The 20,682-nt window shown below is 34.9% G+C and carries 23 protein-coding genes; 8 read left to right on the top strand and 15 right to left on the bottom strand.

Translation table 11 applies throughout. The annotated features are described in order from the left end of the window. Window positions 1-570: 570 nt before the first annotated feature. From yhaM to A6J74_RS11730, 3 genes are read right to left on the bottom strand one after another with little or no spacing between them, the layout of a single operon-like run. Window positions 571-1,515, bottom strand: coding sequence for a 3'-5' exoribonuclease YhaM (gene yhaM / locus A6J74_RS11720; RefSeq protein WP_000726648.1), 945 nt, complete (start codon window positions 1,513-1,515; stop codon window positions 571-573). A gap of 41 nt (window positions 1,516-1,556) precedes the next feature. Beyond that, entirely contained in the window at window positions 1,557-4,481 is a 2,925-nt protein-coding gene (locus tag A6J74_RS11725; protein ID WP_001242208.1) for an ATP-binding protein, read from the bottom strand. Next, on the bottom strand, window positions 4,478-5,719 hold the full coding sequence (locus A6J74_RS11730) for a metallophosphoesterase family protein (RefSeq protein ID WP_000815716.1): 1,242 nt from the start codon (window positions 5,717-5,719) through the stop codon (window positions 4,478-4,480). The genes A6J74_RS11725 and A6J74_RS11730 overlap by 4 nt, the downstream gene beginning before the upstream one ends. Window positions 5,720-5,980: 261 nt before the next feature. Between A6J74_RS11730 and A6J74_RS11735 the strand changes: the two genes are divergently transcribed. Beyond that, window positions 5,981-6,166, top strand: coding sequence for a YhzD family protein (locus A6J74_RS11735; protein WP_000539550.1), 186 nt, complete (start codon window positions 5,981-5,983; stop codon window positions 6,164-6,166). A 25-nt stretch (window positions 6,167-6,191) separates the two neighbouring features. Here the strand turns inward: A6J74_RS11735 and A6J74_RS11740 are convergent, their stop codons facing one another. Then, window positions 6,192-6,554: a hypothetical protein gene (locus A6J74_RS11740; RefSeq protein ID WP_000582774.1), complete on the bottom strand. Its 363-nt coding sequence runs from the start codon at window positions 6,552-6,554 to the stop codon at window positions 6,192-6,194. A 153-nt stretch (window positions 6,555-6,707) separates the two neighbouring features. Between A6J74_RS11740 and A6J74_RS11745 the strand changes: the two genes are divergently transcribed. Then, entirely contained in the window at window positions 6,708-6,848 is a 141-nt protein-coding gene (locus A6J74_RS11745) for a YflJ family protein (RefSeq protein WP_000273535.1), read from the top strand. A 54-nt stretch (window positions 6,849-6,902) separates the two neighbouring features. On the opposite strand, the gene A6J74_RS11750 is transcribed toward A6J74_RS11745, so the two are convergent. Both A6J74_RS11750 and A6J74_RS11755 read right to left on the bottom strand, forming a co-directional pair. Continuing rightward, on the bottom strand, window positions 6,903-7,148 hold the full coding sequence (locus A6J74_RS11750; RefSeq protein WP_000418550.1) for a hypothetical protein: 246 nt from the start codon (window positions 7,146-7,148) through the stop codon (window positions 6,903-6,905). A 90-nt stretch (window positions 7,149-7,238) separates the two neighbouring features. Next, on the bottom strand, window positions 7,239-7,823 hold the full coding sequence (locus A6J74_RS11755) for a hypothetical protein (protein ID WP_001034988.1): 585 nt from the start codon (window positions 7,821-7,823) through the stop codon (window positions 7,239-7,241). Between the two features lie 212 nt (window positions 7,824-8,035). Here A6J74_RS11755 and A6J74_RS11760 point away from each other — a divergent pair, with 212 nt between their 5' ends. The 3 genes from A6J74_RS11760 (at window position 8,036) to A6J74_RS11770 (ending at window position 11,125) form a co-directional block, all read left to right on the top strand. Beyond that, entirely contained in the window at window positions 8,036-9,031 is a 996-nt protein-coding gene (locus tag A6J74_RS11760; protein ID WP_080609507.1) for a zinc-dependent alcohol dehydrogenase family protein, read from the top strand. A gap of 161 nt (window positions 9,032-9,192) precedes the next feature. After that, entirely contained in the window at window positions 9,193-9,873 is a 681-nt protein-coding gene (locus A6J74_RS11765; RefSeq protein ID WP_001024476.1) for a FadR/GntR family transcriptional regulator, read from the top strand. A gap of 70 nt (window positions 9,874-9,943) precedes the next feature. After that, a complete protein-coding gene (locus A6J74_RS11770; protein ID WP_000768277.1) occupies window positions 9,944-11,125 on the top strand; it encodes an MFS transporter in 1,182 nt (393 codons plus the stop codon). A 118-nt stretch (window positions 11,126-11,243) separates the two neighbouring features. Here A6J74_RS11770 and A6J74_RS11775 read toward each other — a convergent pair whose 3' ends face one another. The 4 genes from A6J74_RS11775 to A6J74_RS30025 all read right to left on the bottom strand — a co-directional run bounded on the left by A6J74_RS11775 (window position 11,244) and on the right by A6J74_RS30025 (window position 12,798). Beyond that, window positions 11,244-11,555, bottom strand: coding sequence for a YbjQ family protein (locus A6J74_RS11775; RefSeq protein ID WP_000637510.1), 312 nt, complete (start codon window positions 11,553-11,555; stop codon window positions 11,244-11,246). Window positions 11,556-11,697: 142 nt separating this feature from the next. Continuing rightward, window positions 11,698-11,901 (bottom strand): DUF4028 family protein, encoded by a 204-nt coding sequence (locus A6J74_RS11780; protein WP_000635853.1) that lies wholly within the window; start codon window positions 11,899-11,901, stop codon window positions 11,698-11,700. A gap of 165 nt (window positions 11,902-12,066) precedes the next feature. After that, window positions 12,067-12,597 carry a general stress protein gene (locus tag A6J74_RS11785; RefSeq protein WP_001100091.1) on the bottom strand — a complete coding sequence of 177 codons (531 nt, stop codon included), beginning with the start codon at window positions 12,595-12,597 and terminating at the stop codon, window positions 12,067-12,069. A 60-nt stretch (window positions 12,598-12,657) separates the two neighbouring features. Beyond that, window positions 12,658-12,798: a hypothetical protein gene (locus A6J74_RS30025; RefSeq protein WP_001004563.1), complete on the bottom strand. Its 141-nt coding sequence runs from the start codon at window positions 12,796-12,798 to the stop codon at window positions 12,658-12,660. Between the two features lie 236 nt (window positions 12,799-13,034). Here A6J74_RS30025 and A6J74_RS11795 point away from each other — a divergent pair, with 236 nt between their 5' ends. From A6J74_RS11795 to A6J74_RS11805, 3 genes are all read left to right on the top strand, one after another. Then, window positions 13,035-13,286, top strand: coding sequence for a hypothetical protein (locus A6J74_RS11795; RefSeq protein ID WP_000991346.1), 252 nt, complete (start codon window positions 13,035-13,037; stop codon window positions 13,284-13,286). Between the two features lie 202 nt (window positions 13,287-13,488). Continuing rightward, window positions 13,489-16,179 carry an ATP-binding protein gene (locus A6J74_RS11800; protein WP_001084950.1) on the top strand — a complete coding sequence of 897 codons (2,691 nt, stop codon included), beginning with the start codon at window positions 13,489-13,491 and terminating at the stop codon, window positions 16,177-16,179. 16 nt (window positions 16,180-16,195) lie between these two features. Then, window positions 16,196-17,053, top strand: a complete 858-nt coding sequence (locus A6J74_RS11805; protein WP_000429037.1) for a CheR family methyltransferase — start codon at window positions 16,196-16,198, stop codon at window positions 17,051-17,053. A gap of 39 nt (window positions 17,054-17,092) precedes the next feature. Here A6J74_RS11805 and A6J74_RS11810 read toward each other — a convergent pair whose 3' ends face one another. The 5 genes from A6J74_RS11810 to rsbV form a co-directional block, all read right to left on the bottom strand. After that, window positions 17,093-18,235, bottom strand: a complete 1,143-nt coding sequence (locus tag A6J74_RS11810) for a fused response regulator/phosphatase (protein WP_000025509.1) — start codon at window positions 18,233-18,235, stop codon at window positions 17,093-17,095. Between the two features lie 325 nt (window positions 18,236-18,560). After that, complete coding sequence (locus tag A6J74_RS11820) at window positions 18,561-19,001, bottom strand: ferritin-like domain-containing protein (RefSeq protein ID WP_000017770.1); 441 nt, start codon at window positions 18,999-19,001, stop codon at window positions 18,561-18,563. A 69-nt stretch (window positions 19,002-19,070) separates the two neighbouring features. Next, window positions 19,071-19,847 (bottom strand): RNA polymerase sigma factor SigB, encoded by a 777-nt coding sequence (gene sigB, locus A6J74_RS11825; RefSeq protein ID WP_002109574.1) that lies wholly within the window; start codon window positions 19,845-19,847, stop codon window positions 19,071-19,073. Further along, complete coding sequence (rsbW, locus tag A6J74_RS11830) at window positions 19,810-20,292, bottom strand: anti-sigma B factor RsbW (protein ID WP_000970214.1); 483 nt, start codon at window positions 20,290-20,292, stop codon at window positions 19,810-19,812. The genes sigB and rsbW overlap by 38 nt, the downstream gene beginning before the upstream one ends. Window positions 20,293-20,298: 6 nt before the next feature. Further along, window positions 20,299-20,637, bottom strand: a complete 339-nt coding sequence (gene rsbV / locus A6J74_RS11835; protein ID WP_002038093.1) for an anti sigma b factor antagonist RsbV — start codon at window positions 20,635-20,637, stop codon at window positions 20,299-20,301. Window positions 20,638-20,682 lie beyond the last annotated feature (45 nt).

The raw sequence follows: 20,682 nt of genomic DNA on the forward strand, positions 1-20,682 counted from the left end.
CTACATAAGAGAATATTTCGTTCTTCTTTTTCACTATAATAAAAAAAGAAAAAGGAAAACATCGAACTTTCTTACAAACATTCGTGTATTCTTACAGTTTTGTCATTTTGTAAATGTATTCAGCGCCTTGCCTTTCACTATTTTCTTTGGAAAACATAGTGAATTACGAGAAAGAACGCTACAAGATCAACTTCCGAGAACGAGAATTATGTAAATAAGCTGCCCATATGGACAGCTTATTGTATTTTTTCTGAAATGCTGGCGGTACTCCGATCTAGTCGAGGAAAGGCACCTTAGGGTGTCTTTTTTATATAGGGATCCCTCCCACCTTTTAACCAAAATATATGCTAAACAAATTTCAACTCTTATTTTTAGGCCTATTGTACAGGCTGAAGCGATTCTAAGTATCTGCCATATTAAAGTTGATATGCTCCCATTCTAGTGGTGAGATATGTTTCAATCGTTCTTCGTTAACCCCATGCGTACTTCTTAACTATTTCATTTAATTTTTAATACAAAAACAGCCTCACTAAGCTTTTAACGCTTAATGAGGCCATTCTATTTACAATCTTAATTATGGAACGTCGGTTTATAGAACGAACGATTATCAAGTGCGAAGACACGCTCTGTGTATTCGCCTGGTTTTGTACGTCCTAATGCGCGGTCCATCATGTTCATTTTTGCATCTAAGTTGTCAATGTAGTGCAGAATTTCTGCTTCTTTTACTAATGGTGGTTTTGGGCTACCCCATTCTGCTTTTCCGTGGTGAGAAAGGACGATGTGCTGCAAGATTAATACTTCTTCTGCATCGATTTGTAGCTCGTCTGCTGCTTTCCCAATTTCGTTCACCATGATAGAAATGTGGCCTAGTAAATTTCCTTCTAACGTATACGTTGTAGAAATTGGGCCAGATAGCTCAATTACTTTACCAAGATCATGTAAAATAACACCTGCATATAGTAAGTCTTTATCTAACGATGGGTATAGAGCTGAGATAGCTTTCGCTAAATCTAGCATCGATACGACGTGATAAGCTAGTCCAGATACGAACTCGTGATGATTTTTCGTCGCTGCTGGATATTCTAAAAACTCATTTTGATGCTTATTTAATAAATGTCTTGTTAGACGCTGAATGTTCGGGTTTCTCATTTCAAATATGTATTGCGTAATTTTCTCAACCATATCTTCTTTTTTCACTGGTGCTTTTTCTACGAAGTCCGAGATATCTGTTACTTCATTTTCATTCGCAACTCGAATTTGTTTCACACGTAATTGAATACGTCCTTTATAGTTTAAAATATCTCCAGCTACTTTAACGATTGTTTCTGCTACATATTGTTTCTCAACTTCTGGTGATACATCCCATAGCTTCGCTTCAATATCTCCACTTGGGTCTTGTAAAATTACTGTTAAAAACGGCTTCCCATTACTTGCGAGACCTTTTGTCGCTGTTTTAATTAACAAGAAAACATCGACTTGTTCACCAACTTCATATTCTGCAATTTTCTTTTTCATTCGAATTCCTCCACCAAATCAGTTACTTTTAGTATAGCACACTACAACTCATTTTCTTTACGCTTATGCGTTAATTTTATAATCTGTTCTTCTGTGAAATACGTTAACAAATGCGCATGACATGTAAAGAAGATGACTTGTCTATCTTTCGCAATTTCCTTTATTAGTTCAATCGTTCGATTCGTCCTTACCACATCAAAATGCACGAAACTATCGTCAATAATAAATGGATAATCATGCTCAAATGTTTTCGCTAATGCAAATCGTAATGATAAATACAATTGCTCCGCTGTCGCTTGGCTTAGTTCATGACTGTAAAAACGTATACCGTCGTTACGTTCAACAATGAACGGCTCCGCCTCTGACGGTGAAAAGATTTTACTATAGCGCCCGCCCGTTAAATAGAAGAAATACTCTTCTGATTTTTGTAAAATACGAGGCAAATGTACCTCATGATAGTATTGCTTCGTTTTCGTTAACACCGTCTTTGCTGCCGCATAAGCAGCCCACTTTTTCACTTGTTCGCGCACTTGCGCTTTTTTCATTTCCCATTCATGCATTAAATCACCGTACGTACTGCCTTCTTCTAAATTCTCAATTTCCATACGATGTTTCGCAATGCGCTCTGTCAGTTCTTTCTCTTTTGCAAGACAGTTTCGCACGACTGTCATTTCTCGCTTTAATTTTTCCTCATAACCTTCAGCTTCATAATGTTCAGCTAATGACAAACTCGTTAAACGCTGCTCTAAAAGCTCAATTTGCGGTAATAAACGCCCCACTTGTTTCTCTGCATCTTCACATTTCTCTGCCAGTTTACCTGCTTCTAAAAACATCTCTTCATCTGTAACCTCTGCAATATGCCACAAACTATCTCGTTCTACTAGTAGCTGTTTCAATTGCTCTTGCATGAACTCATATTCTTCTTGCCATTCCGTCAACTTCTCTTTTAGTTGCTTACAAGTCTGGCGCTTTTCTTTCTCATTTTGCATACGACTTTGTGCCTCGTGCAGCTTATTATACTCCGCGCTACCGATAACAGTTTCTAGTTTATGTTCAAAGTGCGAAATCATTTCATATAATGAAGATTTCCGCGTGCTTTGTTTCTCTACTTCACGATACAGTTGCTGCATTTTTTCAATCCGCTCAAATGCCGGCAATATGTGTGCATACGTATAAAATTCAGGGAACATATAGCGCGATTTATACGCATCGACTTGTTCTCCTGCGCGGAACGTTTCTCTCTCCCATTCCTCATACGATGAAACGACTTTATCATAAGCTCGTTCCATTTGCTGTAACTTATATGACTCGCGCTCAAATAGCTTACGGATCTCTTCATCTTTTTCTAATTGATAGCGAACGGACATCGCTTCTTCACTTTGTCTTCCGCCAGCACTTTGCTGAAGAGTAAAAAGTTCTTCTTGTAATCCACTTGACGGATCTTTATATAAAACAAGGGCGAGAACAATCCCTACAAAAACAATGACACTAATAAATAAAAGCTGGCGGTTATCTATAAATAAGCTCGTGAATAAAACACCTGTGTTAATAAGAAGTAACAGAAGACAAACTCTTTGCCACTGCTTTTTCTTTTGCGTAGCCACTCCTACTTTTTCCTCATACTTACGCTTCATTCTATCCGCACCCATACCGATAAACGCCGCGTCTTGGAACGATTTTTCTTTCTCAGCTAATGTAGCACGCTCTTCATCAGCTAACATTTGTTTCTTGATCTGTCTTATATTTTCTTCTTGTTCTTCTAACTGCTCTTGCGCTACTTTGAAGCGATCATCGAGCTGTGCTTTTTGCGTTTCTAATTCGCGCGCTTTTTGCACTGTTTGTGTAATTAGCTCTTTCGTTGCCAAACTCATATCAAACGAAAGAACTGTTTCTTTTTCAAAAGTAGCACCAATTTGTTGCTCTAATTCTGCTATTTCTTCTTTTATATTCGCAATATTCCCCGTCATATCTCGCATTTCTTGGCGTGCATTTTCATACGACATATGCTGCATGCGAAGTTCTTCTACATAACTTTCTTTTTGTAAAAACTCTTCATCTATTTGAATCGAGGCAATTTCCGATTGCACTGTCTCTATTTTCTTATGGAGCGAATCAACTTGTAATTGAAGCGGCTCCATCTTCGCCTTTATCGCTTCATAGCGCGCCGTTCCGTTTACAGGAAATTGCCTTTTTTCATATTCTAACACTTTCTCATGCGCATGCTTTTCAATAACGAGAGGCTCAAGCGCTGCTAATATTTCATAATCTTGCTTTCGCTTTTCCGCGTTCTCCTTCTCCGCACGAACAGAGGCAAGCTTCTCTTCATCCTCTTTTAACTGCTCGACCTGTTTTTCATACGTGCCAATTTTCCCTTGCCACTCTTTCATCTTCTCTTCAAGCTTCTTCATCTCTTGCAGTGACATATTAATCTCTGGCTTACGACCACTCGGCTTAAAGCGCTGATCCATTTCTTTCTCTAGCTTTTTATCGAGCTGTAATAACGCATCGCTTCCAACTGCGCTTGCCGAAAATAAATAATTTCCGATATCCGCTTCACCAAGCTGATGAATATTTTGCAACCCATGCATATCAAAAGAAAAAACAGATTCAAATAAACTTTCATTCATCCCGCTTAATATATCGTGTAAAATTTCCTCGCCGCCCGTTTTTCCATCTTCAAAATAAACGGTCACCTCACCAGCTGCCGTCTTTGGTAATCGTTCAATTTTCAAACGGCCGTACTTCTCTGTTTGTACAGTAACTGCACCACCATACTTTCCGCCTTCTTTCGGCTCATAACGGCGCTGTCCTCTCGTCGGAAAACCGAACAGAATACTTTTCATAAATGAGCGAATTGTCGATTTCCCCGCTTCATTTTCACCGTACAACACCGTCAGCATCGACAGATCCATTTCCACATTTTCTAATTTTCCGTATCCATAAATATGGAGTTTTTCCATTCTCATTTCTTATCCCTCTCTTGCTGGAATAATTGTTCTAAAATAATATTTTCCGCTTCCTTTTGAATCTCTTTCTTCTCTTCTTCTGTAAAAGATTCAATACTATTACGCGCTACAGGAGATGTCCAAATGGTGCGCAACACGCCGTCCATATTTGTGAAAGCTTCTAACTCTTTCAGTACACTACCGACAAAATGATTTTCTTCTTTCAAACGCTCTATTTCTGCAAAAGAAACCGTCTCATTTTTCCATTTCATCGCATATACGAAATCTTTTCGCTCTTCTCCAGATGCTAAAATGTGAAAAATCTCTTCCACACGCTTTTCGTCACGCAAATAAGGAGAAAGTGGGCCCTGCCCTGTGAATACGACAGTTAAAAGCGTCCCTCCCTCTTCTCTTCGGCACTCATTCATCGCAGTAGATATGCTCGTCATAATTTCATCAACAGTTTCAAGTCCATCAATATTCACTTCTATTTCATCCCATACAACATCTGCCGTATGGAAAAATGAGCAATGCGTTCCTTGTTTCGTAAGTTCAATAAGGTACGCACCCTTTTCCCCTGTCTCTTTACGATGACGCCCTTGTATATTACCTGAATAAATAATGTACGGCTCTTCTGATAAAATTTCACGTTTATGTATATGGCCAAGAGCCCAATAGTCAAACTGCTTTTCTTTCAGCTCACGAATTTGAAACGGTGCGTAGCGATTATGCTCTGCATCTCCTTCCACACTTCCGTGAAGCATGCCAATATGAAAAGGCGCATCACTCATTCTCGTAAACTGCGCTGTCATATTATCCGTTACTGCTTGCTGCAAATAACTAAATCCGTAAATAGAAGCTAACAGTTCACCATTTTTATAAAATGATTTCTCTTCTACATAAGGCTCCGTAAACACATGAACATTTTCTGGAAACTCAATTGCAGCCCAGCTCCCCCCTAAATGGTCATGGTTACCATGAATAATAAAAACAGGGATATCGTACTGCGAAAGTCTCTTCATTTGCTCACGCACAAACACTTGCGCCCGCAAACTTCGCGTCTCCGCATCATACAAATCCCCGGCTAGTAATACGAAATCAACGCGCTCTTGAATCGCTTTATCAATAATACGTTCGAACGATTCAAACGTACTTTGCTTCATTCTCTCCCAAACAGACTGCGGTACATTCATTTCCATCCCTTTAAACGGACTATCCAAATGCAAATCAGCCGCATGTATAAACTTCACTTGTTTCACAAATAACGATCCTTTCTATATTTCAAAAGTTTCATTTTATCCCGTACTAACGGGCAATAGGCAAGGAAGGCAATCTGAAAGTTAACTGCCCTTAAATACCCGATTGGTTCCACTAATAATAAGCAGGGGATGAAAAACTCCCCTGCTTATTAAAGTGTCACTTTATTGTAACATGCAATGTCATATATTTCTTTGCATATTCTAGTGATTTATGCCAAAATAGTTATAAGATTCTGATTTTAATTTTTGGAGGGAATTTTCATGGGAGTATACGTTCTAACAGTCTTTGAAAAAGATGGTTCAAAAGCATTGGACGAATCATTTGAGGCGGCAACTGAAAAAGAAGCGAAAGCAAAAGGTGAATCTATTTTACAAGAAAAAGGATTGCACGAAAAAACACATCGCTGCACATCTTCTGCAGGTAAGCTCGTTTTATTCCAGCGCTAAAAAAGAAGCGTCATCCGCTTCTTTTTTACTCTACTATATCTTCGTCGCACCACGTAAACTCCACATCTAGAATGCGATTACCGATACGTACGCGTTTATTCCATTTACCTGTTTGGATCTGATGTTGCAATTCTGCCTTCATCTTTTCCGTCCAGTTATGAATCGTTTCACTACCGTCGTACGGATATATGCCCGGAAACTCTTCCTGCAGAAGGTGTAAGCTCTCTGCATCAAAATGAAAATGGAAGAAGTAGTTTGCTGTAAGCGATGGTTCTTGTAAACGTAAAAAATGATCATCAATTTGCTTTCTATTTCTATAGAAAGTAAAGATATTCACTTTACCGCTCGTAATTTGGTCAATTTGAATTTCGTGCTTCTCTATAATCACGTCTTGCCCACCTCGTTATATACTACCTTTAGTATATATGTCTTTTGCAACAAAGTTAACCATTTTCGCACGAAATTCATTTCCTTCATTATATTACCTGTACCTCCAAGTACAATCAGAACAAATAAAACAAAGTTGAAGGGGAGCGATCACATGTATTTCGGAAGCAAAGGTTGGTATGTAAAAGAACTTAAAAAATTAGGTATCCGTACTTATGAAGGTAAAAAACTAGAATCTTATCGTACGCATATTTTATCTAGTTTACTTGAGAGAATGAAGAAGGCTTCGGCTTAATAGACAAATAGAAGAAGCTACTTTAAAAGTAGCTTCTTCTATTTGAAAAATCGCTTATCCTTTGTACCAATCATAGCCTAAACGAACAACATTAGCCTCCATATAAGACAATGAATTTTCTCTAAGAAACGTCTCGTAGTTCACAAAATTATTCATCCCAAACCTATCCTTATGTAACCACGTTGCGTCACATTCATCACAAACATATACAACTTTATCAATGTCTTTTATTTCAACTTTACAAACGAGACCATTCCCATCACATCTTGGACAAACAACTTTACCTTTAAATAGCTCCATCTATAATTCCCCCATTACAAACTTTTAAAGCCCTCATTATATAATAGAATTTAAAATTGTTCTTTTTAGGCCATATATTTTATTTTGCGATTATTTTTTGTTTTTTTCTTGAATCTTCTCTACTTCATTTTTTATATCCTCTGATATAGCCACATCAATATTCCCTTTATATTTCTTGTATTCTTGGAATAACATGTTTGCATTTTGATTAAACGTTATCAGAGTTCCACTAGGAGATTCTGTTTGTTCCTTTAAAGATGTAATAATTCCATACATCTTCTTGTATTCATCATAAAGTTCTTTGTACTTATTTGGATTTTCTTTCGCAGCTTCAGATACCGTTTTTAATTGCCCTTCCATATCACTATATATTACAGAAGATTGAGCCACCATTGAATTTAGAGATTTTTTCTTAGCATTTAAAGCTATGTTAAAATTTCGGCGTTCATCAATAGCTTTAGACCAGGACTCTGAATATTGCGGTAAAACAAAATCAGCAACAAATCCCATTAATTCAATATTATTATAAAATTCCGCTGCGGCTTGAACATAGCTAGCTTCACGTTTCTTCTTTTCCTCTGCTTCTTTGGCATTTTTTTGTAATACATTCATACTCACAAGGGCTATCATGATCACAACAATCCCTAAAATTCCCCAGATTATCTTTTTATTCATGCTGACTCCCCCATTTATGTATAATCTTTAAATTATATTGGTAAAAACAAAATAAAAGCACTCGTTCGGGTGCCTTTAACTTTAGTTTTTATTGGGCTAATTCTTCATGTTTACTCCCTCTTTAAAATTTCTATTCCCTTATATATATAACGAAATAAATAGCCAAGCTAAAAATGCTATAATACATTTGACTACATTAAGGAGGAACCATTATTTTGCGCGGAACATGCATTCAATTTCATAAGTTTGGTAGCCCAAAAGATGTATTACAAGTTGAATATAAAAATATAGAACCAGTAAAAGATAATGAAGTGCTAGTTCGTATGTTAGTTAGACCGATTAATCCATCTGACTTAATTCCTGTAACTGGAGCGTATGCACATAGAATTCCTTTGCCTAACATACCTGGTTATGAAGGTGTTGGTATTGTTGAAGATGTTGGTGCGAGTGTTTCTAGAGACCTTATCGGTAAACGCGTGCTACCTTTACGCGGGGAAGGTACTTGGCAAGAATATGTGAAGACATCAGCTGATTTTGTAGTTCTTATTCCCGATTCAATTGATGATTTTACAGCTGCACAAATGTACATCAACCTATTAACAGCTTGGGTTACGTGTACAGAAACGCTAAACTTAAAACGAGATAACGTTTTATTAGTAAACGCTTGTGGATCCGCTATCGGTCATCTTTTTGCACAGTTATCACAAATTTTAAACTTTCGACTCATTGCAGTGACTAGAAATAGTAAACATACAGAGAAATTACTTCAGCTCGGTGCTGAATATGTAATAGATACTTCCACTGTTCCGCTTTATGAAACCGTTTTGGAGTTAACGAACGGGATAGGCGCAGATGCTGCGATTGATTCTATTGGAGGATCCGATGGAAATGAATTAGCATTTTGTGTACGTCCAAATGGACACTTTTTAACTATCGGTCTTCTATCAGGCGTACAAATAAACTGGGCCGAAATTGTTACGAAAGCAAAGGTGCATGCTAACATATTTCATTTACGACATTGGAATACAGACGTGTCACCGTATAAATGGCAAGAAACGTTTCGTCACTTAATTCGTTTAGTTGAGGATAAAAAATTACGTTTTATGACAGTACATTCTACGTATGACTTAGCGGATGTGAAAACTGCGGTTGATGTTGTGCAGTCTGCTGAGAAAGCAAAAGGAAAAGTATTTTTGACGAGTTATTAAATGCGGTTGAAGAATTCATTTTGATTGATTTTTTTCAAAATGGATTTTTTTATGCCTTATAAATCTGATTTTAGTATTCCGCTTCAACCACCTAAAAAATAACATTGTCAACAGAACTTAAATTGGTTATTATAAAAGCGAATATAACAGGAGATGAGCAGATGAATATAAATGAAAAGAAATCTTTTTCAAAAGTTTCTCGACGAAAATTAGTCGATGAAGTGTTGGAACGTCTACAAGAAAAAATCTTTTCTGGCGAGTACGAAGTTGGTGATCGCCTCCCTACAGAGCCCCAATTAATGGAAGAGTTAGGTGTAGGGCGTTCGACGCTGCGAGAAAGCATAAAGATATTAGTACATGCTGGTATCTTAGAAGTTCGACAAGGACAAGGTACTCGTATTGTCTCACTAAATACTACGCAAGATTCATTTGAAAAACGATTGCAGGCAGCAAATATTAATCATGTGTATGAAGCACGAAATATGTTAGATAAAGAAGTAGCTATGTTAGCGGCACAGCGCCGAAGCGAAGAGGATCTTTTATACTTAAAAGGACATTTGGATAAAAGAAGAAATGCCCTTCGAGAAGGAAATTATGTAGCTTACATAGATGCAGACATTCAGTTTCATTTAGCAATTGCAACGGCGAGCAAAAACGAAGTTCTACTTGATTTATATCAATCTTTCGTGCCTGCCCTTCGTCATATTTTAAGCCAATTAATATTAAATACAGCTGACTATGAAGATAACTCTGAAATTCATGAAAAATTATTCCAAGCTATATTAAAACAAAATGCCGAAGAGGCTCGAACATACGTTGTTCAAAATTTGGAGCTGAAATAAGCTCCTTATATATTACACTTAAACATCAGATGATATACTCAATAACATCTGATGTTTAAGAGAGGAGAAAATGAAATTGAAACATCAAGAACGAACTTATTTGTATATACTAGCACTATTTTTTACTTCTATTAATTTACGTATCGGAATTACATCTATTTCACCTTTATTAGAAACAATCCGACAAGACTTAAATATAAGCAATTTTTCCGTTAGTTTTTTAACAGCCATTCCTGTTTTTTGTATGGGGACATTCGCCTTACTAACCGGGAAGGTAATTAAAAAATATGGGGCAGAAAAAGCAATTATGGCTTGTCTTATTTTAATTGGCTTTGCGACATGTATGAGAGCTTTTACTTCTTCCATTCTCACCTTATTCACAAGCGCTTTATTTATCGGCATTGGAATTGCACTTGCAGGGCCGTTACTATCAGGTTTTATTAAGGAAAAATTCCCTACGAAAATCGGCTTAATGATTGGAATATATTCAGTAGGTATGGGAACTGGCGCTTCTTTAAGCGCAGGATTAACGCTTCCTTTACAACATGTATTAAAAGGATCTTGGAATATGGCACTCGCTTTTTGGGGTGTACTTACTATTATCGCTATTATATTTTGGTATCCGGTTATGAAACGAAAAAAGAATACGAGCATACAAAATAAAAAGAATAATAATTTACCTTTAAGAAATAAAAAAGCATGGTTGTTCACAATCTTTTTCGGCCTACAATCAGGAATCTTTTATTCCATTACGACTTGGCTAGCACCAGCAAATCAAAGTATGGGTGTCAGTAGCGGACAGGCTGGTACTCTAATAACTGTATTTACAGTTATTCAAATGATATGCAGCTTTTTAATTCCAACATTAGCCGATATTTATAAAAACAGACCACTTTGGTTATTAGGGAGTATATGCTTTGTACTCGCAGGTTTATCGCTTATGATTTACCCACTAACTACACCATGGATCCCTTCTATTTTATTAGGTATCGGGCTCGGCGGCGTATTTCCACTCGCTCTCATGCTACCGCTATACGAAACAAAAACTTCCGAAGATGCGAGTGCATGGACTGCTATGATGCAGTCAGGAGGATACATTATGGGCGGATTCATTCCTGTCTTAGCAGGAATCGCTCGTGACTATTTTAATAGTTATACGCAAATTTTTATTATAATGGCACTTCTAAGCTTAGTTTTGTTCATTTTAACTTTAGTCATGAACAAAACTAAGATAGAAGCGAAAATAGCTTAAATGAAAAGAATGGGCTTTTTCCTAAAGGATCCAGCTCATTCCTTTACTTCTACAAATTGAAAACAAAAAAATCCCCTCAAAGCATAAGCTTCGAGGGGGAGCCTGTTTTTTTATTTACTTATATACGTACAGCTGTACCACTTACAGCAACCATTAACATTCCATCACGAACTACTTCATAATCTACGTCAATACCAACAATAGCGTTCGCACCTTTTTGTTTTGCAAGTTCTTTCATTTCATCCATTGCGATATCACGAGCTTCTTTTAGCTTGCTTTCATAAGAACCAGCACGACCGCCGACAACATCACGAACAGAAGCGAATAAATCGCGGACAATATTTGCACCCATAATAGCTTCACCATTTACAATATCGATATACTCAATAATTTCTTTACCTTGAATTCCAGACGTTGTTGTTACAATCATGACTGACACTCTCCTAATAAGTTGTAGTTTTAATTAGCTTTCTTATGTCTTTATTATGGCATGGAACAAGCAACTAATCTATTGAATTACCTTACAGGAATGTGACAGTTTTGTAATAATAAAGCGCGCATTATGTTTAATTTTAATAAAGCGCTTTAATATTGGGATACATAAACGATTCTCTATTTTCTTTCCAATCCTTTTCTACTTCTTTAAAAGTTGGTCGCCCTAATTCTTTGTTATTTTCATGTTTACTAAACCATTTTTTCACATACTGGTCTCCATTTTTGTTTTGAACTGTACAAAGGAAACTATTACTGCTATCCTTTAATATTTTTACAATCACGAAAAGGCACCTCTTCCCTTTTAAATAACATGATAGAACTTGATCTTTTACTATAAGCCCTTCCTCTCTTATAGTCATACGACTCCTCGGCCGCGCCAAAGTTGTAAGATCAAAAACGATATTCACTATTTCCACATTTTTCATAATTGATATATGAAGTACATATTATTTAAAGAAATCAGAGTTATAGGCATTATGCTTATCAAATATTTTATAGATTTCTAACTTATCATCTAACTTTGCATCTACTAAAATTAATATATTTCCATCGTAAATATATTCTTCATACTTTTTAGCATGTTCTTCTGGAATTCCTAACCCTATAAATGCTCCTATTAAACTTCCAGCTCCTCCGCCAATACCGGCTCCTCCAATAGCTGCCGCGATCGGTCCTGCTGCTACAATTGGACCCATTCCAGAAACGGCAAGTACACCAAGACCTGTTAATAAACCACCGAGTCCGCCTGCTACACCTCCTGCTACAAGCCCTGTCGCTGAAAAGATATCTGCTTTATGTGCAGTTTCGCTATTCACTTTTTCACCCGACTTTTCTTCCAGATGTTCAATTTCCTTTTGATCTTTCGCAATAGCTGAAATGTTATCTGCTGAGTATCCTTTATCATTTAATTCATTAATAACGAGTGCCGCATCATCAATTGTTCTAAAAACACCTACTATTTTTCTATCTACATTCATAACTATTAACCTCCTAAATTTTTATATACATATACGCCCTTTTATTTTTATAATGCATCTTTATCCTTCTTCATTTCTGTATACACTAATCTTCTTATTAACATAACCATTTACGAAAAAAGCGAATAGTAACAGTATTACAAGCGAACTACTTAACAAGTAAATTAAATCAAACGTAATATCAATCATCATTTCATTCATGTATACCAGGCTCCTTTTTATTTAAAGTAAAAGTATATTTTGATAGACTAATCTACTAAACATAGACATCTTACAATTCATCTTCAGTCAATCTCTTTGTAGTATATGTATACCCTTCCTAACCTTTTCTAAACGTAAAAAACTATACTTATATTTTTTCTTATTTATATGTTTAACATTTTTTAAAACGGGTATGTTTATATTGTTATGCTTACTATATGGAAAGGAATATTGCAATGAACGCCATTCACTCTACTACTATTTCTTATAATGAAATACCTACAATAACGCAGATCCATCATTTTTATGCTTTAATGACAACATTTCAAACGAATGTATTTATAGGTAAACACGGAGCACTTACTTCTATTAAAAACTTAAGCACATTAGTATCCTTTTTCCTTACGGTAAAAAAGAGAGAGCTTGTATTATTTATTTTTGAAGGAATAGATGCAAAAAGAGCTTTAAGAACACTCTTTCCTTCTTAGAATGTTTGTTATCCTCTATTCCCTCGTTTACTACCTTTCATATATATTTTTATTTCAAAATGATTTCCTCTATTAAAAAAGAACCCCCTAATACAATAGGGGGATTTCTAGTTTGGCCTTATGAAAACTGATATAATATATATTACGTTTTTCATTCTTTACAATAGGAAACTTTTAATACTCTTGAAGGTAGGAATTTTTAATGAACTCGAAAGCAAAATTTAGTATTCGCTACAAAATTATGGCTGGTTATTTAGTTATCATTTTGTTCTTACTTATCTCTTTCATTATGCTAAACAATGAGATTTCCAGTTTACAAAAATCTCGTAATTTTATTATTGATCACGATTTTAAAGTTCTTAATTTAACGAATCAAGTGGAGAAAGAATTGCTAACAATTGAAAATAAAGCGAAAGGGTTTATCATTTCTAATAACCCAAATTACGTGCAATCCCTTAACTCCGCGGAAAAAGATTACGAAAAACATTATCAAGATCTTTTTGCTCTATTAGAGGATAACCCCTCTCAGCAAGAAAAATTAAAACAGATTAACGAAAACATTACTAGTTGGATTAATAAAGAGATTCACCCACTCATTACAAATAATAATAGTAATAATGTACAAACAATCGACACGACTCAAATTCAGTCATTACAGTCGCAGCTAACTAACTTCCGGAGCACTGAGGAGCAACTAACGAAAAAAAGAGCTGCACAATTAGATATTGAAAATAATAAATTAGAGATTTGGTTATACAGTTTATTGTTCTTACTTTCTTGTATTTCCATTATCGTTTCACTCTATATTTCGAATTCCATTACAAAAACGATTAAAAATGTAATTCAAGCTATTAAATCCATTTCTTCTAAAGAAAAAATTACGGAAAGAATTCATGTAAATACACATGATGAAATAAAAGATCTTGCTCATACAACAAATCACCTACTAGATGAAATATCGAAAAGAGAGTGGTTACAAACTGAGCTTGCAGAATTAATTTTAATGTATCAAGGTGTATCTTCTATTGAGATGTTAGGTAAAAAAATTCTTAGTGGAATTATACAAAAAACGCAAACTTCTTGCGGTGCATTTTATGTACGTGAAGAATATGAAGAAACTGTCTACTATGTGAAAAAAGCTTCTTTCGCCGATCAAGGTGCTGATATTGGAAAACAATCTATTAAAATGGGTGAAGGTTTCATTGGACAGTCTGCCTTAGAAAAGAAAAGTTTTATTCTCAGTGACATACCCGAAGAGTTTCGTTATGTCACTAGCGGAGTATTAGAAATACGTCCTAAAAATCTACTAGTCATCCCTATCTTATTTGAGGATGAAGTAATTGCAGTAATGGAGTTAGTAAGTGTAACTGAGATTTCAGACTTACATCAAGATTTAATTCAACAAACTATTGATAATCTAGGTTTAACAATCCATAGCATTATAGGACGTATGCGAATTCAAACTCTTTTACATGAATCACAAGCAATGACAGAAGAGTTACAAGTTCAATCAGAAGAATTACAAACGCAAGCTGAAGAACTACAAATGCAAGCTGAAGAATTACGAACAACGAATGAACAATTAGAGTCTAGAACTGAAGAAGCTGAACAAAAGACAGCTGACTTACAAATTACCAAATCAGAATTAGAAGAAAAAGCAAGCGAGTTGTTACGCAGCTCAAAATACAAATCTGAGTTCCTAGCAAATATGTCACATGAATTACGCACACCGTTAAATAGTATTTTACTATTATCTGAAATGTTAAGAGAAAATCATGATAATCATTTATCGGATGATGAAATTGAACTAGCAACTGTCATTCATTCATCAGGGAAAGACTTACTTACTTTAATTAATGACATACTAGATTTATCTAAAGTAGAAGCAGGCAAACTAGACATCATTTTTGAAGCAACGAACATAAGTGACATGGCAGCCAATATGCATCAAAACTTTTTACATATCGCTGCACAAAAAAATGTCGAATTTACTATTGAAGACAGTGACACCATTCCTGACCTGTTTTATACAGATGCAAAACGGATTGAACAAATTATTAAAAACTTATTATCCAATGCATTTAAATTCACAGAAAAAGGATCTGTCTCTTTACATTTCGATTCGATAGAAACAAGCAATTTAAGTCATGATATGCAGTCTATAAGTAAAGATTGGATTACAATTTCAGTAAAAGATACTGGTATTGGTATCGCTAAAGAACAGCATCAACTTATTTTCGAAGCCTTTCAACAGGCAGATGGAGCAACAATTAGGAAATATGGTGGTACAGGCTTAGGGTTATCTATTTGTAAAGAGTTTGCTAGATTGTTAGGTGGTTGGATTACATTAGAGAGTAATGTAGGAGAAGGTAGTACTTTCACGGTATATATTCCTAACCTTCCAAATGGCTTAAATGAAATCCAAGTATCCAATTTAGAAGTCGCAGCAACGATAGAAGATGTTATTCCTGCTGAAGTTATTGAGGAAACTATCGTTACTACCGAAACAAATAACGTCTTCCAAGAGAAAACCATTTTAATTGTCGATGATGATCATCGAAATATATTTGCTTTACAAAATGCATTAAAAAAACAAAATGCCAACATTATTACTGCCCAAAACGGCATAGAGTGTTTAAAAATACTAAAAAGCAATACAAATATTGACCTTATTTTAATGGATATTATGATGCCGAATATGGACGGTTATGAAACGATGGAAAATATCCGAATGAATTTAGGGTTAAATGAAATACCTATTATCGCATTAACTGCTAAAGCAATGCCAAATGATAAGGAAAAATGTTTATCTGCTGGCGCTTCAGATTATATAAGTAAACCATTAAATCTACATCAACTCTATTCGGTAATGAGTGTATGGTTAATAAAATAAGTGAGGTTTAGTTGGAGTGGAAAATAAGTATTATAATTTTGATCCATCAGTAGATACGGATGAGCGCACGAACTTAGAAATTGAATTACTATTAGAAGCGGTATTTAAACTATCAGGATTTGATTTTCGCCAATATGCTCGCACATCTATTTATAGAAGGATTTGTAATCGAATGCAGCTCTCTAATATCCCAACCATTTCAAAATTAATTGAAAAAGTAATTCACGAGGAAGGGGTTTTAGAACAGTTATTAAATGACTTCTCGATTAATGTAACTGAGATGTTCCGTAACCCTGCCTTTTTTAAAGCGCTTAGAGAGCATGTAATTCCTGAATTAAAAAAGAATCCTGAAATTAGAATTTGGCATGCTGGATGCGCAACTGGTGAAGAAGTATTATCAATGTCCATCTTACTTCACGAAGAAGGATTAAGTGAAAAGTCGGTTATTTACGCAACAGATATGAATACAAATGTGTTAGAAAAAGCAAAACAAGCTATCCTCCCGTTAAATAAAATGCAAACTTATACGAAAAACTATTTACAAGCTGGCGGTACACAAGCATTTTCTAACTATTATTCAACAGATAATCGTTTTGCTTATTTTAATCCATCACTTTTACAAAACATTATTTTTGCACAGCATAATTTAGTAACTGATCAATCTTTTAACGAATTTCATATTATACTTTGTCGTAACGTTTTAATTTACTTTACAAGTAAACTTCAAAATCAAGTACAGCAACTATTTTATGAAAGTTTAGGCCACAATGGATTCCTATGTTTGGGGAATAAAGAAACTCTTCGTTTTTCAAATATAATGCCGCATTATACCCAATTTAATCCTAGTGAACAAATTTATCAAAAAATACAATAAAAAGCGTATGAAATCCTCTGTTTGGATTTCATACGCTTTTTATTTCGCATTCGTTTTTATCATAATGAGACATATATCATCTGATTGTGTTTTCTTCTGTTCTTCCTTATAAAACCCTTCTATCTCTTCTTCTAAATCCCCCCATTTTCTTTCTGTAAAAGCACGTAATTTCTCTTCAGACTCAAATTCATCATTTGCAATTGCTTCAAGAACACCATCTGTAAATAATAATATTTGAGCGTTCTTATTAAAAGGTATGACTGTCTTTTCTACCTTTATTTCATCAAAAAACCCTACTGCACAACTCCCGCGATTCAGTTCAACTACATTTGTTTCATCAACTAAAACATATCCAGCAGGATGTCCTGCATTCACATATTCAATCGTTCTATCTTCTGTATTAACAACTAAGTATATGGCCGTAAAATAATATGGAATATTATCATTGTCATTATGTAAAAGGGTCATATATTTATTTAATTCTTTAATGACGAGTTCTGGATCAATTAAACATTTAATTGTTTCGCGTAATACAGAAGAAATAAACATACAAACTAATGAAGCAGATATACCATGTCCCATCACATCTAATAATATAATACCGTAGCGATTTTCATCGATTTTGTACCAATAATACATATCTCCAGCTAGTTTGAATGACGGTAAGTAACTTGCTTCAATTTTTATATGATCTTCTCTTAATGGGCTACTTAATAAGTTTCTTTGTACTTGTGTAGCTAAATCTAGTTCATTCCGAAGATTTTCTTCTTGTTCTTTATGCCAATTTAATTCCGATTTCAAGCGTAATGCTACACGCATACGCGCTAATAGTTCAACTTTATTTATAGGTTTCGTAATATAATCCATTGCCCCCATATCAAGAGCTTCGGCTAATTTATTTGCATCCTCTAAAGCTGTAACAAAAATAATAGGGATATCTTTAAACTTCTCCTCTTTTTGTAATCGCCTACAAACTTCAAGTCCATCAATTTCAGGCATCATAATATCTAATAGTATTAAGTCAATTTCATTATGCCTGGAAGAATCTTTTCCAAACTGTATGTATTCGAAGAGCTCTTGTGCAGAATTGAGCGATACAAGATCATGATATCCGGCTTGTTTTAAAATTTTCTCAATTACAAATATGTTAACCGGATTATCATCAACAATTAAAATGGACACAAGTTATTTCCCCTTTTCTTATTTAAAATGTAAATCTATTATAATTTTCTATTTTTCTAGTATTACATACTCAGTTACAAAATGAAAATTTCGTACTCAAACATATTTATACAACAAAAGAACAAACCCCTAGAAATAGGAATTTGTTCTTTCACTCTATAAAGTGAAACTTTAATCAGTGGGGGTTTTCTTCATCCCCCACTGATTATTAGTTGAACCAATCGGACTTTTATGGGCAGTTAACCCCCCACCTAAATTCTTTGCTTTCGCTGCATTTTGAGGTGGGGGGTCTTACTGCCCATTAAAGTGGGGTAAATTTCCACTTTTAATTTAACACCATTGCTTTATCATTTAAAAGACGATCTAATTCTTCCATATGATTTGTTTCATCTGCAATCATATCTTCTAGTTTTACAACTAACTCTGTCATATTTAATTTCGCTGCCTGTTCTTTTCTCGTTTCATAACGCTTAATTGTTTCATATTCTGATTGTCTAGCGTATTCTAACATTTCTCGAACATCTTCCACTTGTTTCACTGGTAAAGGGATCGTAGTAGGTGTACCACCTAGCGTCTTAATTTTCTCCGCTAAATATAGGGCATGTCCTTGTTCATCACTAATTTCAGATTCAAAGAAAGGTTTTAACACTTGTCTATATATACCAGAAACTGTAGCAGCATTATGGTTATACATAATAATTGCTGAGTATTCTCCTGCTAAATCTTCATTCAATCCTTTGATTAGTTCTTTCACATCGTGTGACATTTTCATATCTCCTCCTATACTTAATAAGTACCCCTTTCCTCATGTTTTAAACATAATTATTTAAAATTTTTATGTATCTAAAAATGCAGCTTGCTTCAATTTACTTATCGCTTGTCTTTTAATACGAGAAACGTGCATTTGCGAAATACCTAACCGTTCCCCTGTATCTTTTTGATTTAAATTTTCTCCAAATATATAATGAATAACACTCTTTTCTGTCTCATTTAATACGTTAAAAATATCCTCTAAAACGAGACGTCTTTCTGTCTGTTCATATCCTTGCTCTACTTCACCTACAGATTCAATTCTCGCTACCGAACTTCCATCAGATGAATTTTCAACTACATCATCTAAGGAAGATACTCGATAATTATTTTTCGCATCCATAATTTCTAGCACTTCCTCTTCGGATAGTCCTAAATGATCCGCAATCTCTATTATCTTCGGTGAACGTTGCAGGTGATCTGTTAACTCCTCTATCGCAAGTTTAATTTTCCCGCCTAAATCTTTAATTCGCCTTGGAACGTGAATGCCCCAAGTTTTATCACGTAAATACTTCTTTATTTCGCCTACTATTGTAGGTATTGCAAACGGCTCAAAAGCATTCCCTATCGAATAATTATACCTTCTTATTGCGCCTAAGAGCCCTAACATCCCTACTTGTATAATATCCTCATGCATCGGCCCGCCTTTTGAATAGCGATATGCAATGGAATGTACGAGATTTTTATAATGATCAACTAACCTTTCCTGTGCTTCATTACATTGGTTTTGTTGGAATTCTGCAATTAGCTTAATAACGTCTTCTTTAGTAAGAGTTGTAGGTTGAGATTGGATTTCCATCATTCTCCACCTGCTCTCTTTGTATATATTTTGTCATTAAAACTGTCATGCCCTCATCATGCATAATTTGTATATCATCCATTAACGTATTAATTAAATATAAACCTAAACCATTTTCCGGCAAATGTTCTACTGGTTTACTAATATCATACGGACCAACTTTCCTTTTTAAGTTATTAAAATCAAAGCTAACCCCATTATCCGCAACCATAATTTCTAATCGATCTTCATATAGGCCGAAGACAATTGTAATTTCTCCAACGTCTTCTTTATATGCATGTTGTACAATATTTGTACATGCTTCACTAATAGCAATTTTCATATCTTCTATATCGTCATAAGCAAAGCCCATTCGGTTCGCAACACCAGCCATTGTTAAACGAATAATAGCCACATATTCTGCCTTTGCAGGAATTTTCATTTCTATCTTTTCAAATTTCTCCATCATCCCTAGTCACCTTCTTTCTACTTTTTCAAAATCGGAATTCAAATTTAATATTTCTGTTAGTCCTGTAATATCAAATAATCTTTTTAGTCTTTTAGATACACCAATAAACTCTAGTTTGCCATCATTTTTCTTAACTGCTTTTAATAGAGCTATAAAAACACCTAAACCGGTACTATCCATATAATCTACGTTATGAAAATCTACTACAATATGAACTTCTTTTTCGCTTGCAATAGGCATCATCTTATTTTTTAAATCTGATGCCGTATATGCATCAATCTCACCATTAAGTTGTACCGTATAACCTACATCATTTTGCAAAATATTTATTGCCAAATTCATCATTTCCGCCCCCTTATCTCAAACCACTACTATGTTAATTACCCATAA

The organism is Bacillus sp. FDAARGOS_235, assembly GCF_002073415.2.
Lineage (GTDB): Bacteria > Bacillota > Bacilli > Bacillales > Bacillaceae_G > Bacillus_A > Bacillus_A toyonensis.